16 protein-coding genes are annotated in these 15,284 nt (G+C 60.5%); 7 read left to right on the top strand and 9 right to left on the bottom strand.

Annotated elements, in window-relative coordinates; all coding sequences use genetic code 11:
• The 4 genes from AC13RM_RS27195 to AC13RM_RS27180 all read right to left on the bottom strand — a co-directional run.
• Positions 1-1,054 (bottom strand): ABC transporter ATP-binding protein (locus AC13RM_RS27195; RefSeq protein WP_488555883.1); only part of this gene is annotated, 1,054 nt, incomplete at its 3' end.
• A 6-nt stretch (positions 1,055-1,060) separates the two neighbouring features.
• Positions 1,061-1,852: an ABC transporter permease gene (locus AC13RM_RS27190; protein WP_374823614.1), complete on the bottom strand. Its 792-nt coding sequence runs from the start codon at positions 1,850-1,852 to the stop codon at positions 1,061-1,063.
• The gene (locus AC13RM_RS27185) at positions 1,852-2,676 is read right to left on the bottom strand and encodes an ABC transporter permease (RefSeq protein ID WP_374823475.1); all 825 of its coding nucleotides are present in this window, start codon (positions 2,674-2,676) and stop codon (positions 1,852-1,854) included. The genes AC13RM_RS27190 and AC13RM_RS27185 overlap by 1 nt, the downstream gene beginning before the upstream one ends.
• 46 nt (positions 2,677-2,722) lie before the next feature.
• Positions 2,723-3,760, bottom strand: a complete 1,038-nt coding sequence (locus tag AC13RM_RS27180) for an ABC transporter substrate-binding protein (protein ID WP_374823478.1) — start codon at positions 3,758-3,760, stop codon at positions 2,723-2,725.
• Positions 3,761-4,085: 325 nt separating this feature from the next.
• On the opposite strand from AC13RM_RS27180, the gene AC13RM_RS27175 reads away from it, so the two are divergent.
• The 5 genes from AC13RM_RS27175 to AC13RM_RS27155 all read left to right on the top strand — a co-directional run bounded on the left by AC13RM_RS27175 (position 4,086) and on the right by AC13RM_RS27155 (position 9,461).
• Positions 4,086-5,963, top strand: a complete 1,878-nt coding sequence (locus AC13RM_RS27175) for an adenine deaminase (RefSeq protein WP_374823481.1) — start codon at positions 4,086-4,088, stop codon at positions 5,961-5,963.
• A gap of 211 nt (positions 5,964-6,174) precedes the next feature.
• Entirely contained in the window at positions 6,175-7,020 is an 846-nt protein-coding gene (locus AC13RM_RS27170; protein WP_285175718.1) for a sugar phosphate isomerase/epimerase family protein, read from the top strand.
• Positions 7,021-7,354: 334 nt separating this feature from the next.
• Positions 7,355-8,143: an EAL domain-containing protein gene (locus AC13RM_RS27165; protein WP_374823485.1), complete on the top strand. Its 789-nt coding sequence runs from the start codon at positions 7,355-7,357 to the stop codon at positions 8,141-8,143.
• Between the two features lie 112 nt (positions 8,144-8,255).
• Positions 8,256-8,843 carry a helix-turn-helix domain-containing protein gene (locus tag AC13RM_RS27160; RefSeq protein WP_374823488.1) on the top strand — a complete coding sequence of 196 codons (588 nt, stop codon included), beginning with the start codon at positions 8,256-8,258 and terminating at the stop codon, positions 8,841-8,843.
• 168 nt (positions 8,844-9,011) lie between these two features.
• Complete coding sequence (locus tag AC13RM_RS27155) at positions 9,012-9,461, top strand: Ros/MucR family transcriptional regulator (protein ID WP_113233639.1); 450 nt, start codon at positions 9,012-9,014, stop codon at positions 9,459-9,461.
• A 148-nt stretch (positions 9,462-9,609) separates the two neighbouring features.
• Here AC13RM_RS27155 and AC13RM_RS27150 read toward each other — a convergent pair whose 3' ends face one another.
• On the bottom strand, positions 9,610-11,217 hold the full coding sequence (locus AC13RM_RS27150; protein ID WP_374823491.1) for an inorganic phosphate transporter: 1,608 nt from the start codon (positions 11,215-11,217) through the stop codon (positions 9,610-9,612).
• 240 nt (positions 11,218-11,457) lie between these two features.
• Here AC13RM_RS27150 and AC13RM_RS27145 point away from each other — a divergent pair, with 240 nt between their 5' ends.
• Positions 11,458-11,766, top strand: coding sequence for a GCG_CRPN prefix-to-repeats domain-containing protein (locus tag AC13RM_RS27145; protein ID WP_113233641.1), 309 nt, complete (start codon positions 11,458-11,460; stop codon positions 11,764-11,766).
• A gap of 105 nt (positions 11,767-11,871) precedes the next feature.
• Here AC13RM_RS27145 and AC13RM_RS27140 read toward each other — a convergent pair whose 3' ends face one another.
• From AC13RM_RS27140 to AC13RM_RS27130, 3 genes are read right to left on the bottom strand one after another with little or no spacing between them, the layout of a single operon-like run.
• Complete coding sequence (locus AC13RM_RS27140) at positions 11,872-12,498, bottom strand: hypothetical protein (protein WP_374823494.1); 627 nt, start codon at positions 12,496-12,498, stop codon at positions 11,872-11,874.
• A 34-nt stretch (positions 12,499-12,532) separates the two neighbouring features.
• Positions 12,533-13,273 carry a CbtA family protein gene (locus AC13RM_RS27135; protein WP_374823497.1) on the bottom strand — a complete coding sequence of 247 codons (741 nt, stop codon included), beginning with the start codon at positions 13,271-13,273 and terminating at the stop codon, positions 12,533-12,535.
• 12 nt (positions 13,274-13,285) lie between these two features.
• Positions 13,286-13,495: a CbtB domain-containing protein gene (locus AC13RM_RS27130; RefSeq protein WP_112512365.1), complete on the bottom strand. Its 210-nt coding sequence runs from the start codon at positions 13,493-13,495 to the stop codon at positions 13,286-13,288.
• Positions 13,496-13,738: 243 nt separating this feature from the next.
• Between AC13RM_RS27130 and AC13RM_RS27125 the strand changes: the two genes are divergently transcribed.
• The gene (locus AC13RM_RS27125; protein ID WP_113233644.1) at positions 13,739-14,305 is read left to right on the top strand and encodes a histidine phosphatase family protein; all 567 of its coding nucleotides are present in this window, start codon (positions 13,739-13,741) and stop codon (positions 14,303-14,305) included.
• Between the two features lie 103 nt (positions 14,306-14,408).
• Here AC13RM_RS27125 and AC13RM_RS27120 read toward each other — a convergent pair whose 3' ends face one another.
• Positions 14,409-15,173: an SURF1 family protein gene (locus AC13RM_RS27120; protein ID WP_488555882.1), complete on the bottom strand. Its 765-nt coding sequence runs from the start codon at positions 15,171-15,173 to the stop codon at positions 14,409-14,411.
• Positions 15,174-15,284 lie beyond the last annotated feature (111 nt).

Genomic DNA, 15,284 nt, shown 5'->3' with positions numbered 1-15,284 from the left:
CTTCAGGCTTCAGAATACAGCATTGCTCCGGCACCGGCACCAGCACCGCGCTGCTTCCGCCAGCCATCGGCTCCGACAAGGCGCCATTGGCGACAATAGCGCCGGCCGCCGTCTCGCATTGATACTGATACGCACGGCCCAGATAGGTACGGGTTCCCAGAACCGCCGGCAACCCATCACCTTCCCCCCGAACCGAAAGACCATCCGCACGGCAGCCAAGAATGAAGCTATTCGGAATCGGTCCGAAATCTTCCTGCGACAGAATGATCCTTGCGCCGCCTGTGACCTCGGCTGTAACGGAGGCACCTTGGCGCTCAACAACCTGCAGCGGCAGCAGGTTTTCGAAGCCGACGAAGCGGGCGACGAAGCTGTTGGCGGGCTTGCGGTAGAGGGTCTCGGGCGTGTCGAGCTGCATGATGCGGCCGGCATTCATGATGGCGACGCGATCGGAGATCGAGAAGGCTTCTTCCTGATCGTGCGTGACGTAGAGCGAGGTCGTGCCGTTGGCGCGCTGAAGCTGGCGGATTTCGACGCGCATGTCGACCCGGAGCTTGGCATCGAGATTGGAGAGCGGCTCGTCGAACATGAGGAGCGGCGGCTCGATGACGAGGGCGCGGGCGAGCGCGACACGTTGCTTTTGGCCACCGGAGAGGGCGCCGGGCAGGCGGTCACCGAGGCCGGAAAGACCGACACGCTCCAGCATGGCCGCTGCCTTCCGCCGGCGTTCCTGTGTCGGCATGCGGCGCTGTTTCAGGCCGAAGGCGACGTTCTCGAGCACCGTCAGATGCGGAAACAGCGCGTAGTTCTGGAACACCAGGCCGATATCTCTGGCATGCGCCGGCAGCGTCGTCAGGTCGCGCTCGCCAAGCTTGATCGTGCCGCTCGTCGGCTGCAGGAAGCCGGCGACGAGCCGCAACGTCGTCGTCTTGCCGCAGCCGCTCGAGCCGAGCAGAGAGACGAGCTCGCCAGCCGCGATGGAAAGTGAAAGATCCTGCAGGACGGCGGTCTTGCCGTAATGAGCGCTGATGGAGTTGATGGAAAGCGATACGGTCACGAGCGGCTACTTTGTCAGGAAGGTGAGGCCCAGGGTGGCTTCGACGATCGCCATGACGGCGACAGTGACGAGCATCAGCAGCACGGAAACCGAGGCGATGGTCGGGTCGAAGAACTGCTCCATGTGGGCGAGAATCTGGATGGGAAGGGTGGAGATGCCCGGGCCCGTCAGGAAGACCGAGACCGAGACATCGTTGATCGACGTGATGAAGGCAAGGATGAAGGCCGCGATGACGCCGGCGCGGATATTTGGCAGCACCACCGTCATGAAGGTCTTCAGGGGCGGGCAGCCGAGGCTGATGGCAGCTTCCTCGATCGAGAAATCGAAACTTGCGAGACTGGCGCTGACGACGCGCACCGAATAGGGCAGCACCAGCAACGCATGGCCGATCAGGAGGCTCGGAAAGATCGGCAGCCCGAGCCCGATGGTGATCGATTTCATCAGCGAAAAGCCGAAGACGATTTCCGGAACGAGGATCGGCAGGACGAAGAGCGTCGAAAGCCAGCGCGGCAGCTCGACCCTGTAGCGGCTGATGGCGTAGGCGGCGGGAATGCCGATGACCAGCGAAAGCGCCGTGCCAAGGAAGGCGAGCTCCAGGCTGGTAACCGCTGTCCTGCGGAAGGCTTCGATCTGAAAGATGTTCGAGAACCAATGCAGAGTCAGGCCTTGCGGCGGGAAGGTGAGATAGGTCGTGTCGCTGAAGGCGGCGCCGACGATAATGACGAGCGGCGCCAGCAGGAAGAGGAAGACAAGGGCAGTGAAAGCGATGAGCGCGGGATGGACCGTTCGTGTCATGATCACACCGCCATCGGGTTCAGCTGTCGCGCGAGACGGCTCATGATCGTGACAATACCGATCGTGACGACGACCATGATGGCCGCAATCGTCGAGGCGCCGACCCAGTCGAAGGTGACCATGGCGCGCTGATAGAGAAAGGTGCCCATCATCATCTGCTTTTCGCCGCCGAGCAGCTGCGGCGTGGCGTAAGAGGTGAAGCTGCCGGTAAAGACCAGCACCGCGCCGACGATAAGGCCGGGCGTGGCAAGCGGCAGGATGACCTGGCGAAAGGTCGCGGCCGGGGTTGCGCCGAGCGAAGTAGCGGCCTGAATGAGATCCTGCGGTATGCCTTCAAGCACGCCGACGAGGGTCAGAATCATCAAGGGCACGAAGAGATAGACCATCGCGACGATCACCGAGCCCTCGGTGTAGAGCATCGAGAGTGGCTCGCCGATGACGCCGATCGATAGCAGGATGGTGTTGAGAATGCCGTTCTTGCCGAGAATGATCAGCCAGGCGAAGGAGCGCACGACGACGCCGGTCAGCAGCGGAAAGACGGCGGCGATGATCATCACGCTCTTGGCGCGGCCCGGCATCTGCGCGATCAGATAGGCGGCGATGAAGCCGATAAACAGCGAGATCGCCGTCGTGATCAGCGCCACCTCGATCGTCCTGAAGAGCACCGTGCGGCGAAAGCCGCTGGAAAAGAAGGCGACATAGGCGGAGAAAACCCCCTTGGGTTCGCCAAAGGTCGCCGCGATCGTAATGACGACGGGAACGAGCAGGAAGAGCGTTACGGCGAGGATCGCCGGCGTCGCCAAACCCCATTTCATCAAATGCTTCATCAACCAAATTCCGTGAGGACGCCGCATGAGTGTGCGGCGTGCCTTGTTACATGCCGAAGATCTCGTTCCAGCGATCGACCCAGTCCGGCTGCGCCTCGATCAGCTTCTGATAGTCGATGCGGCTGAGCTTGGCGATCATCTCGGCGCCGTAGGTCCAGAGCTTGGCCTTTTCCGGTGGCAGCACCACCTTGGTCGAGACCGGGGCATCGACACCCTGTTCGGCTTCCGCCTGCTGCACGTCCTTCGACAGGACGAAGTTGATGAACTGGTGCGCAAGCTCGACGTTTTCCGAGCCCTTCGGAATATTGACAGTGTTGAGGACGGCGATATCGCCCTCTTTCAGGTTAGCCCAGGCCATCGTCGGGACGGCAGCGCGCAGCGATGACAGGACAAAATCCTGCGTCATCGCCACCTTGGCCTCGCCCGTCGAGATCAGGTTTACCAGCTCGGAGCCGGTATTGTAATTCTTGACGACATTCGGCTTCAGCGCCTCGATGGCCTCAAACGCCTTGTCGGCATCGGCATAGGGATCGACGCCGGCATGCTTGCCGGCTTGGAGCACCGTCAGCGGCCCACCCGTCGTGGTGATGCCCGGAAGCGAAACGGCGCCCTTCAGGTCATCACGCCAAAGATCGTTCCACGAGGTAATCGGCGGGTTCACCTTCGCCGTATCATAGACGATACCGATGCGGCCGATCGTGTAGGCGGGGCCGTAATTGCCTTGCGGCGCCTTGGCGATATCGTAGAGATCGGCAAGGTTGGAGATCTTGCTGCGGTCGATTTCCTGGAAGAGACCCTGCTGGATGCCGAGCTGCGAATAGCTGTCCGTGAGATAGATGACGTCGACGCCCTTACCCCCGCGCAGCTTCAGCTTGTTGAGACGATCGGCATTGTTGCCGGTTTCGAAGACCACGTCGCAGCCGCAGATCTTCTTGAAGGGCTCGATGATGTTGGCCTGCATCTTCTCGCCATTATAACCCCACCAGGAAACGGTTAGCGTCTTTGCCTGAGCGAAGGCCGGCATGGCGGTTGCCGCGGCAAGGAAAGCAAATCCCGCAACACGGGCAAGGGTGAGGCCGTTCATTCTCGAAATCCTTTTGGTCAATGAAATCTGGGATATGTTTCAAGCTTGCAGGATACTATTTTTCGAGCACCGGCTTTACAAGCCCAACAAATGGGCAGGGTGGTGGTTTTTGCCTTTGGTGGGATGAATATGTTGCGTCACGCTGCGACGTCTGGCCATTGCACATCGTTGAAATCCGCGAACTCTTCTCCTCATTCGGGAGAATGAGCGCCGCAGCAATGCCTTCACTTTACACGCGATTATTCGGCCGGTGGCCGGGCAGCTTTACAGGCGGATCGGTCATCTCTACCCTCACTTGACCGAATATCCTGCAGGCATGCTTCTCATGACATCCCCAAACACAAATCTTCCCGACGATCTGCTCATCAACGCGGCGGACGAGGTACTGATCCGTCAGGATCTGACGCTGACCGCGCTCGGCCGTCGGCCCGCAGATCGGCTGCTGCGCGTCGGCAGGCTTTTGGATGTGCATAGCCGCACCTGGCTGGACGATCAGGAAATCGTCATCAAAGGTCGGCGCATCGCCTATGTCGGTCCGGCCGGCAGTTATCAGGGCGAGGTGAGCGAGCGTGTGCACGAGCCGCATCTCGCAGCCGTTCCCAGTTTCGGCGAGGCACACAAGCATATCGAAAGCTCGCATCTGACGCCGGAATGGGAAGCGGCTCTGGTCATGCCGCATGGTGTCACCTGGACTTGCGAGGCGAGCCACGAGTTTTCCAATGTGAATGGTGCCCGTAATCTGGAATTCTGGCTGGAAGCGCGTCGCCGCGGTTCGCCGATGAAGATATTTCCCCTGCCGGGATCGGCCGTGCCGCCGACGGCTTATGAATGGGGCGGCGGTCATTTCGGCTATGACGAGCAGAAGTCGTTTCTGAATGAAAGCCTGATGGTGGCCGGCCTTGACGAGGTCATGGACTGGCCTTCGGTCAGCAATCCCGAAAATCCGGCTTACGATCGCCTATGGGGCATGATTCGCGCGACGTTCGAGCAGCGCGGGGTGGTCGAAGGCCATGGCGCCGGCCTGCGTGATCTGCCGTCGATCAATGCCTTTGCCGGCGCCGGCCTTGCCTCAGATCACGAGGGCTGGTTCCTCGACGAGATCTGGGAGAAGCTGACGCATGGCCTGTTCATCGAGCTTCGGCCTCATTCCCTGCCCGAGGTCATCAAGGGGCTGATCGAGAAAGGCCTATCCGACTGGTCGCAGATCGCCTTCGTTACCGATGATCGCAGCGCCAGCGATACGCTGAAGATCGGCGCGACGGATCATAATGTTCGCCTTGCGATCGAGAATGGATTGGCACCCGAAATCGCTATTCAATGTGTGACGATCAATCCCGCCCGCCACATGCGGCTGACACCATGGGTCGGCTCGATTGCGCCTGGCCGCTTTGCTGATATCGTGCTGCTGGATGACGTCAAAACGCTGTCGATCGCCAAGGTCTGGGCCGATGGCAAGCCGGCAGCAGAAGGCAAGGTCTTCATCGGCGTTCGCCCAGAGATTGACTGGCCGGCATGGGCAACACGGACGGTCCGCATCGATCGGATCGTCATGGCGGAGGATTTTCGCATTGCCGCCCCGTCGGACACGGCCACGGCCAAGGCTGCGCTGCTGCGGCCGTTCCACTGGGCCGATGATTTCATCACCATGGATCTGCCGGTCCGCAATGGTGCCGTTGAGCGCGACCATGATCGCAACGTCACGAAATTCGCGATCGTCGACCGTTTTTCCGGCGAGGCCAAGGTCGCGCGCATGTTCTGGCTGGGAACTGGGCCACGCACGCCGGATACGGCACTTGGCGCTACACTCGGTCACGATAAGCACAATATCTGGGTTGTCGGCTCCTCCGACGAAGCCATGGCCATGGTTGCCAATGCGCTGAAGGAGCAGCAGGGCGGCTGGGTGCTGGTTTCGGGCGGCAAGGTCCTCGCCCGCGTCCGCTATGAAGTCGGCGGCTTGATGACGGCGCGTTCGGCCGAAGAGCTGGATGCGGAGATGCAGGCGCTCTATAAGGCTGGCGCCGAGATCGACTGGATGTATGAGCCGACCTTCTCGCCGCGCTGGTGGCCGGGCTTTCCCGAACGGCTTTCCTTCGCGACGCTCACTTGCGCGCCCTGGCGCTGGGTTCTGGTTGCGCCCTCCGAACGGGCGCCGGAAGGCTTCGTCAATGTCGCGACCGGGGAAACCCATCCGATCGTCTGGTGAGGATATCCATTTTTCATATTCTGAATATCCGCCGCCACGCCATTGATCGGTGATAAGCTTCCCTACCGGGTGGATTGTGATCGGAGCTTGACGGCCGAAGTCGGCTCCTTAATTATCTATTTGGTTACTTATGTCGAGCCTCAGACCGCGGAAGGGTGGAGCATACCCATCCCTACGTCGAGTGAGCGGCAACCGGGCGGAGGAGGCTCTGGTGATTGCAGTTGATAGTGACAGCTCGCAGACGAGGTCGGCATTTTCCACGCTGGGATGTGCGGAATTCGAATTGAGTGAAGCGCTTGGATTGGCGACCAAGCATGGCATCGACGCCATCGAAATCCGCGCCCTTGGCGGCACTGTCGATCTGGTTGCCTATTTCACCGAAAGGTTCGGTTCTCCGGCCGGTCTGGCCAAAGTGCTGCAGGCCTCTCCCGTAAGCGTCTGTGCCTTCAATACTTCGCTGCGTCTTGTCGGCGCGACAGCCCAGGCAAAGGAAGAGTTCCTGCGTTATCTTCCATGGGCTGAGGCCGCCGGCGTTCTTTCGCTCCGGGTTTTCGACGGCGGCGAAACCGCCGACAGGGGCGAACTGGCCGAGGCGCTGGCGACGCTGCAATGGTGGCGTGAGACTGCGGAGCGTGAAGGCTTTCGTGCGGCTATGGTCGTCGAGACACATGATTTCCTTGCGTTGCCGGACGCTATTCCGCGCTTCCTTGAAATAGCGCCCGATTGCGCTCTTATTTGGGACACACATCATACCTGGCGCAAGGGCGGGCAAGATCCCGTCGAAACCTGGAAGCAGGTTCGGCGCAACACTCGACATCTCCACATCAAGGACAGTGTTTCTAGGCCGGGGCCGAGACTGCCCTATAGTTACGTGCTGCCCGGTACCGGCGAGTTCCCGATGCCGGCGTTGCGGTCAGCGCTCGATACCGATGGTTACGCCGGCATCATGAGTCTGGAGTGGGAAAGATTGTGGCACCAGGATCTGCCGCTTCTGGATCTGGCCCTGCAGGCGGCGCGGCAAAGCGGCTGGTGGTCCCAGGCGACAAGTGGTGAATAATTGTTGAAGAGTATTGATATTTTAATTTAGTTGTATGGGAGAAGGCTACGCGGAGATTGACTTTTGCAGCGCTAATTAATTAGTGTATTAGCAATTATTAAATAACTATCTCGTAGGCATGTCCGTGCCGGGTTGACTACGGTCTTCGGCGCAATATTTCCAGCTCGATGAAGGGGGCCTCAATGATTGAGGTTTGAGGGTGTCTGGAAGATGGAAGAGGCGGATTATAGACACCGGAATCCGATGTTTCGGCGGGAGGCGCGCCGTTCATCACCCGCTGCTTCCTGCTCCTGGATGTTCCTCGATCGCCGCGTCGCCCCGAAAGGGAAGTCCGATGAACGGTAGTGCAAGCCGCGAGGAGGAGGGGCATGGAGCCCTGATCTTGAAGGCGATCGCCGAAGGGGGCCTGGGTTTTGCGGCACAATGGATTCATGATGCCGCAAATGTCGGTAAGGTGTTCTACGCGGAAAGCCTGGCGCGCGTAACGGACTCGGACGGAACCGTGCACACGGCCGGCACCTTCGTCTCGCTGCTCGAGCGGCAGGATCGCTGGTTCGATCTCGATCTGCGTATTCTGGACATGGTGCTGTCCGATCTGGCTGCGGATGAGGCACTGGTTCTCGGTTTCAATCTCTCCGCCGCCAGCCTGTCGCACTCCGATCGGTTCGCTGAAATATTCGGCCGAATCAGCCGCCGTCCGGAGCTTGCTTCGCGCCTCATCATCGAGGTCACCGAAAGTTATCCCGTGGTTGGCGTATCCATCGAGCGCATGAAGATGATCCGTGATCTCGGGTGTCGTATTGCCATTGATGATTTCGGCTCCGGCTTCGCCACGCCAGCGTCGCTGTTGCAGGTACCAGCCGATATCATCAAGATCGATGCAGCCTTCGTGTGGGATAACAGGCGAGGCCGCGACGGAAGCGACAGCCTCTCCCATCTCGTCGGTTTTGCCGCCTGCTTTGCTCCCTTCGTCGTCGTAGAGGGTATCGAAACCAGCTCTCAGCTCGATGTGGCGAGGGAAGCGGGCGCAACGCATGTACAGGGCTTCCTGCTGTCGAAGCCGGTTTCCTTGGCCCAGCTCCGGCGCTACAAGCGGAAAGCCGTCTTGCGGGGGGTGGAATGATTGTTCCTGCCGCTTTCCCGCCGGATATGGCCGCGATCTCCAAACCTTATGCATGGCGTATGTCTGCCGGTCTTTCGCCGAAGCCTGCCATCAGGGCTTTGCAGGTGACGTCATGATGAAGCACCCGGCTTTCACATCGGCCTATCAGATCTCGGCGGCCCGAGCGACGAGCGAGCTCAAGGCGAAGACATTGCTGCGCGCTTTTGTGAGCCGGCTTCGCATCGCCTTTTCCGGGAGCGGCGAGTTGGCCGCCACATTCGTCGGCGGAGCCGAGCCGCATGTCCTAATCTGCGATCAGGCGGCCGAAGTGATTGGCCGCGTAAGCATAGATGCCGAGACCGGACTCTATGTCCTATGCGAGCTCGGCGGTCATGCTGATGACGTCGTCATCGTGACCGCGAGCGAAAATCGATTGATCGAGGAGATTACCCTCCATCTTGGCGATGGCCGTTTGCTCCAGGGAGCGGTCGATACCGCCGTCAGCAGCCTTGTGGGCCAAACGATGGAGGATGTCGAGCGCAAGCTCATCCTTCAGACGCTGCAGCATTGCGGCGGTGATCCCACTCATACGGCGTTCATGCTCGGCATGCCGCTCGTCACTCTTTGCAACAAGCTGGCGGTCTACTTCTCGGACCCCGCCGACGAACTGCCGCAGACTGCTGCGGATACGGGATACGGAGCGAAAAGCTACCGGCTGTGATTGCGCACGCATTTCATGCGGACGCATTGTGCCCCGGTTGTCAACCGGGATCGCGCCCCTGGACAGGGCGCAAATCGAAACGGCGCGCTGCCCGGCTGCGGGTATCGCGCATAATGCAATTCGAGCGGGGCGGCGCACGAGGAACCAAATGAGATCCGGGAAAAGATCATGGATTCTTTCAGCGAGAGAAAAGACCCCGTACCCCAGAAGACGCCTGCTTTGTTCGATGGCTGCGTGAAGATCGTTTCGGCCTATGTCAGCCACAATGCCATCCCTGTTCACAGCCTCCCCAAGCTTATCAAGGATATTCACGAGGCGCTGCAGGCATTGAATGGGTCGGCTTCGATCGTCGATCGAAGCAATCTGGTGCCGGCGGTGGATTTGAAGAAATCAGTGACAAACGACTACATCGTCTGCCTCGAGGACGGCAAACGCTTCAAGACGTTGAAGCGCCATTTGCGCGTGCATTATGGCATGACGCCCGAGGAATACAGACAGAAATGGGGACTTGCTCCCAACTATCCGATGGTTGCGCAGAATTACGCCCACCGTCGTTCGGAACTTGCCAAGATTTCCGGCCTCGGTGCGAATGGCAGCAAGAGGGAAGGCGTCGGCTGAAGCAATTCGCAACAGGCGCCTCATGTGCTCCTGACGGCGTGGCTTCGACGCTCCATGCGAGTTCAGGCGGAATGCTGCAAATAAAATGGCGCCCCTTCAGGAGCGCCATTGTCTTATCGAGACTGTCCGACGTCTTTACCGACGAGGATTAGAAGACCTGGCGCAGCACGATGAACAGCACGAAGGCAAGCGCGATCGAGGCCGGTAGCGTCAGGATCCAAGCCATCAGCATGTTGCGCACGGTCGACCATTGAAGGCCGGAACCGTTGGCGGCCATGGTGCCGGCGACGCCGGAGGACAGGACGTGCGTGGTCGAGACCGGCAGGCCGAGATGGTCGGCGGCGCCGATGGTGAGCATGGCGACGACTTCGGCGGCAGCACCCTGGCCATAGGTCAGATGCGTCTTGCCGATCTTTTCGCCGACGGTGACGACGATGCGCTTCCAGCCGACCATGGTGCCGAGGCCGAGTGCCAAGGCGACGGCAACCTTCACCCAGAGCGGGATGAACTTCGTCGCGTGATCGACCGCGGCATGATAGTTCGTGACGGCTTTCAAGTCGTCGGCGCTCATCGGCAGCAGTTTCTGCTTGTCGATCAGCTTCAGCGATTCACCGATCAGGTAGATGTCGTTGCGAACGTTGCCGACGAGCCCGTTCGGCAGCTTCTCGACGCTTGGATAAGCTGATATCTCGGCGCTGGTGGCGTGAATATAGGCCTGGAGCGCCGGCGTCGTGGCGTCCGTCCAGGCCTTGCTCTTGACGGCGGCGGCGACCGCGGCCTTCGGATCGGCCGGCGCCGCAACGCCGGGCTTCACATATTTGCCGAGCACCGTCTCGACTTGCGTGGAGGCGGTTTTGTAAGCTTCGAGATAGTTGACGTCAGGCGTCTTGTTCAGCGCGAAGGCTGTGGGCACGAGACCGATGAGGATGAGCATGATCAGGCCCATGCCCTTCTGGCCGTCGTTCGAGCCATGGGCGAAGCTGACACCGGTGCAGGTGAAGATCAGCAGGCCGCGGATCCAGGCCGGCGGCGGCGCATTGCCCTTCGGCGCTTCATAGAGTTCCTTGTTGCGGATCAGCACCTTGGCGACCAGCAGCAATATTGCAGCCATGGCAAAGCCGATGATCGGCGACAGAAGCAGCGACATGCCGACGCTGCTCGCCTGCGACCAGTCGACACCGCTGGTGGCGGAGCCGGCGGGCGCCAGGAACTGGTTGGCGAGACCGACGCCGATGATGGAGCCGACGAGCGTATGCGAGCTCGAAGCCGGCAGGCCGAGATACCAGGTGCCGAGGTTCCAGATGATGGCGGCCGTCAACAGCGCGAAGACCATTGCCAGACCGGAGCCGGAGCCGACCTGCAGGATGAGCTCGACGGGCAGCAGCGCCAGGATGCCGAAGGCGACGGCGCCTGAAGAGGTGAGAACGCCCAGGAAGTTGAAAAAGCCCGACCAGATAACGGCGAATTCGGCCGGCAGCGAGCGCGTATAGATGACGGTTGCCACAGCATTGGCCGTATCGTGGAAACCGTTGACGAATTCGAAGCCGAGCGCGATCAGCAGTGCCAGACCGAGCAGGATCCACGGAACAGCGGCGGCTTCGGCAAGGTCGCTTCCCAGGGCATAGCCAACATAGGCGAGACCGGCCAGCACAACGACACCGAAGATCGGCAGAAACCATTTTGCCGAACCACCGGCGCCGTGAATTGGATGGTTGGCATTGCCACCCTCCGACGTGTTTGAAGCGAGGTCGACCATCCCAAACTCCTTTATGGCAATTGATATCGTTGGTGTAAGCCTCCTTCATGAAACTCTCGTGACGCGCGAGCAGGTTGCGGCTGGCTGCAAAGATCGGCCAAAGTATGCTTTTTTGGCTGTGGGCAGGCGTTTGGTCTGATCTTGATTTCGCCGTCAAATGGCCTTTTTCGGTTCAGCCAGCGTTCATACCTTTGGGGGTTAAATCCCGCATGTAAGGGACTTGGATAGAGGGCCATCAAAATGAGATCGTCCGTGATTGCCATCGCTGCCTTGTTCGGCAGCTTGGTTGTATCTTCGGCAGAGGCAATGCCTATCCCAGCCGTTGGGACAACGGCCTCAGTGCCGATCGTAAAAGTTGACTATGCCTGCGGTCGTGGCTGGCACCTGACGCGCTGGGGCGAATGCCGCCCCAATCGTTGGGGTCCGCCGCCCCGGCGCTGGGGGTACTACAGGCCGCCACCGCCGCCGCCATGGGGCTGGCACGGCCATCGCCATCATCGCGATGGTTGGGGCGACGACCGCTGGCGTGATCGCCGGCGCGACTGGTAAGATCAGAAACACCGCCGCACTTTGCGGCGGTGTTTTGCTGTGCGCAGTTCCGAAAAAAATGCGTTGCAGTTTTCCGTCCGGAATTGCATGAACACAGAGCGGTTCTTAAGGCTGAGCTTGCGGCCGTAACGCGCGCGCTCCCAGCCAGAGTCCCGCAAGAACAAGCAGGCTGGCCGATAAGATCGCAGCAAGGCTTTTCGCATGGAGTGCGATGTCGGCAAGTTGGGGCCGGATGAGATCGGCCGTGTTGAAGTTCTCGCCGCTGAATTTGCACAAGACGAGCGAGAGGTTGTTGCGCACGAGCGCCGCGTCGATATCGGAGACGAGATCGTCGACCGATGCCTTCTCCACTTTCATTGCTCGCATCTGCAGCAGCACCGCCTTCGCTGCGGCGAGATAGGCGTGGGAGCATTCGTTGAACGGGCTTTCCTCGTCGCTGACGCTGTCCGGCATCAGGCCCCAGAGGCAATAGGCGCGCTGGATCTGCGCAAAGTTCAAGAGACGGCGGAAAGTTTCGTCGGTATCCGACATGCTCTCGGCAAGCGAGACGATCCGCCCGTAATAGGGGGCGATCACAGCCATCTCGCCATGGGTGAGGCTAGGGATCGAGATGCCGGCCTGGCTGCCGGATGAGCCGCCGCCATGCGCGGCAACCGAAGCCGGCCAAGCCGCAGCGATGAGACAGAAGATTGCAAACAGGACGCTGAGTGGATACAGGCGTCTCCCGCGCATGTTGCCATGCGCGGGATGCGATCTATTTACCACACTAGGCCCGGCGCAGAGCCGCATTGCCGTAGCGTGTCTGCGGTAGCTGGTGTTCCGCCCAGGCACCGAAGACAAGGCCGAGCGTCGTCCAGAGAATGGCGTGCATGCCGAGCGATGTGATGCGGAAGCGCCAGAGCACGACGGCGGAGAATTGCTCAGGCACTTCGTTGATCGAGGGAAGCAGATATTGGATCAGCGCGATGAAGACGAGGTAGCCGATTCCGGCGATGATCGTACCGTTCCAGGAGCCATATCGCGCCGCCAGCCTGCGACCGAAGCCCACGGCGACCATCATGCCGACGACGGAGGCAACGATCATGATGAAGAACAGTTCCGTTCTCGCACCGATCGTCTCGGGATTGCCGACGGCCGGCGGATTCGCCGGATACTTGATGTCGGGCACGAGAGAAATCGTCACGAAGGCGGCGAGCGCGAGCAGAGCTGCCGTGCCGCGCGCGCCGAGAGGGCTGACGCGGCCGTAGACAAAGGAAAAGACCAGCGCGAACAATCCGCCTATTGCGGTCGAGAAGATCACGCTGCCGGTAAAGAGGCCGATGCCCGCCTGTGTGGCGCGGCTGACGATTTCCGGTTCCGGCGCTTCGCCGGCCGCCTGTGCGGCCTTTTCCTCAAAGCCGATGGCCCAGTCGACCAGCGGTTCGCCGAAGATATGGGCGAAGGCAAAAACGAGAATACCGGCAAGGGCCCCGACGATCATGCCGCGGAGCAAGAGACGTCCAACCATGTGCTTGACCCCTTAGTGGCAGGGGAAGCCGAGAAGGTGACGGGCGTCATGCACGAATTCGTGCACATACATGCCCGAGATGAGCGAGGTCGCGCCTTCCTCTGCACCGATGAAATAGATCGCGAGCAGCATCAGCAGGCCGGCAAAAATGGCCCAGGGCAGAATTTGGCCGAGCGGAATCGGCTGCGGAATTGCGGTTGGGGCGAAAGTCGTGTCGGACATTGTATTTCCCTCTTGAAGAAAAGCGCGTTCCATTTGCGGAAGGGTTTTTGCGGGAAGGGTCTGGCTCTCGAAGGCGAAGCGTCCGTCATCGATTACAGTGGCGCGACCGCGCCGGAATTCCACCGGCTTCCGCACCCGCAAGTGCAAGTTTATATCTATTTGTAAAGATGGTTGTCAATCAAGCGCCACAGCGATGCGAAATCGCGACAAGAGCGCGGTAGGGGATGGAGTTGAGACAGTCTCATGAAAACGCGTTTGAGCTGGATTTGCCATGGGGCGACGCAAGCCAATCGGAATGGCTGCTTTCCGGATGACGAGCCCTTGGAGGCGAAGGCGGCTCAGCAGGCTCAATCCTTATCCTTCGGGCTGGGGGCGATCGATCGGGTCTGGGCCAGCCCGGCTCTGCGTGCGCGCCAGACCGCCGCGGTTCTCGGTCTCGATGCCATCCCGGATGTCGCCTTGCGCGAATGCGATTATGGCGACTGGCGCGGGCAATCGCTCGCCGAATTGCATGAAAGGGACGCGGATTCCCTGGCGCTCTGGATGACGGATACGTCGGTCGCGCCGCATGGCGGGGAAGCCCTGTCCTCGGTCATGAAGCGTGTCGGCGAATGGATGGGAAACCATATCGAGGATGCCGGCCATATCGTCGTCATCACCCATGCGAGCGTTATTCGCGCTGCCGTTCTGCAAGCCCTGCAGTCGCCGCCTGCGGCATTCTGGGCTGTTGATGTGGAGCCGTTCGGGATTGTCGAAATGACGAGCGACGGTCGGCGCTGGCAGCTTCGCTTCCCGAAAATGACAATATAGAGCGATGCCGGATGGATATGGAGATACTCGCGCCCGGCGCAGCGCGAAAACGAAGGGCAGAGCGTTTCCGTCACTCCGCTGAGCAGCGGAAATGCTCCGGTGCTCAACGGGTGGCTTTTGCCCGCTGCCTCTCGAAATAGACGAGATAGACGGCCAGCCCCAATGTCATGGCAGCCAGTCCATACCAGGTGATGGCATAGACGAGATGGCTGTTGTGGAAGGTAATCTGCGTCAGCCCGCCCACGGGCAATCCACCGGGATTTTTCGCATCGTCGGCATCGATGAAATAGGGCGCCACGTTCTGCAACCCGCGAGCCTCGGAGATCGCTGCCACGTCGCGTGAATACCAGCGCTCGTCCGCCGGCACGTTCGAACGCAGTAGCGTGCCTTTGGGCTCACTGATCCTGAGTAGGCCAGTCACGGTCGTCTCGCCAGCAATTTCGCCTTCGGTGCGCGTCGCTGGATTGCGCTTCTCTGTGGGAACGAAGCCGCGGTTGACGATGACGATCGTGCCGTCTGCAAGCTTCAGCGGCGTCAGCACCCAATAGCCTGCGCCGAGCGCAGTCGAGGCGTAGACCTGCGCTTGCCTGTCATTGAGGAAAATGCCGCTTGCCCGGACACGCTTGTATTCCGAGTTTTCTGCCGTGATATCGGCCCATTGCGCCGGACCGGGAGCCGGAACCGCCGGCGCATGCACGCGCGCATCGACCCTGGCGATCAGATCCAGCTTCCAATGCAGCCGCTTCACCTGCCATGTGCCGAGCCCGATGAGAAGCGCCGTCAGAAGCAGAAGCAGCGATACCCAGATGATAAGGCTCAGCGTCGAGCGCGGCTTGCCCTGAGATGTGCTCGAGGAAATGTCGGTCATGGCGCTGGTCTCCGGGGGTAGGGCAATCGCATATGAAGCAGGTCGCTGCCGCACACCCCTTCTCCCCAACGGGGGAGAAGGTGCCGTCAGGCGGATGAGGGGGCCTGCCGC

This window comes from Martinezella sp. CNPSo 3732, assembly GCF_057784515.1.
The sequence above is the reverse complement of the archived record's forward strand: the minus strand, read 5'-3'. Positions and strand labels throughout refer to the sequence as shown.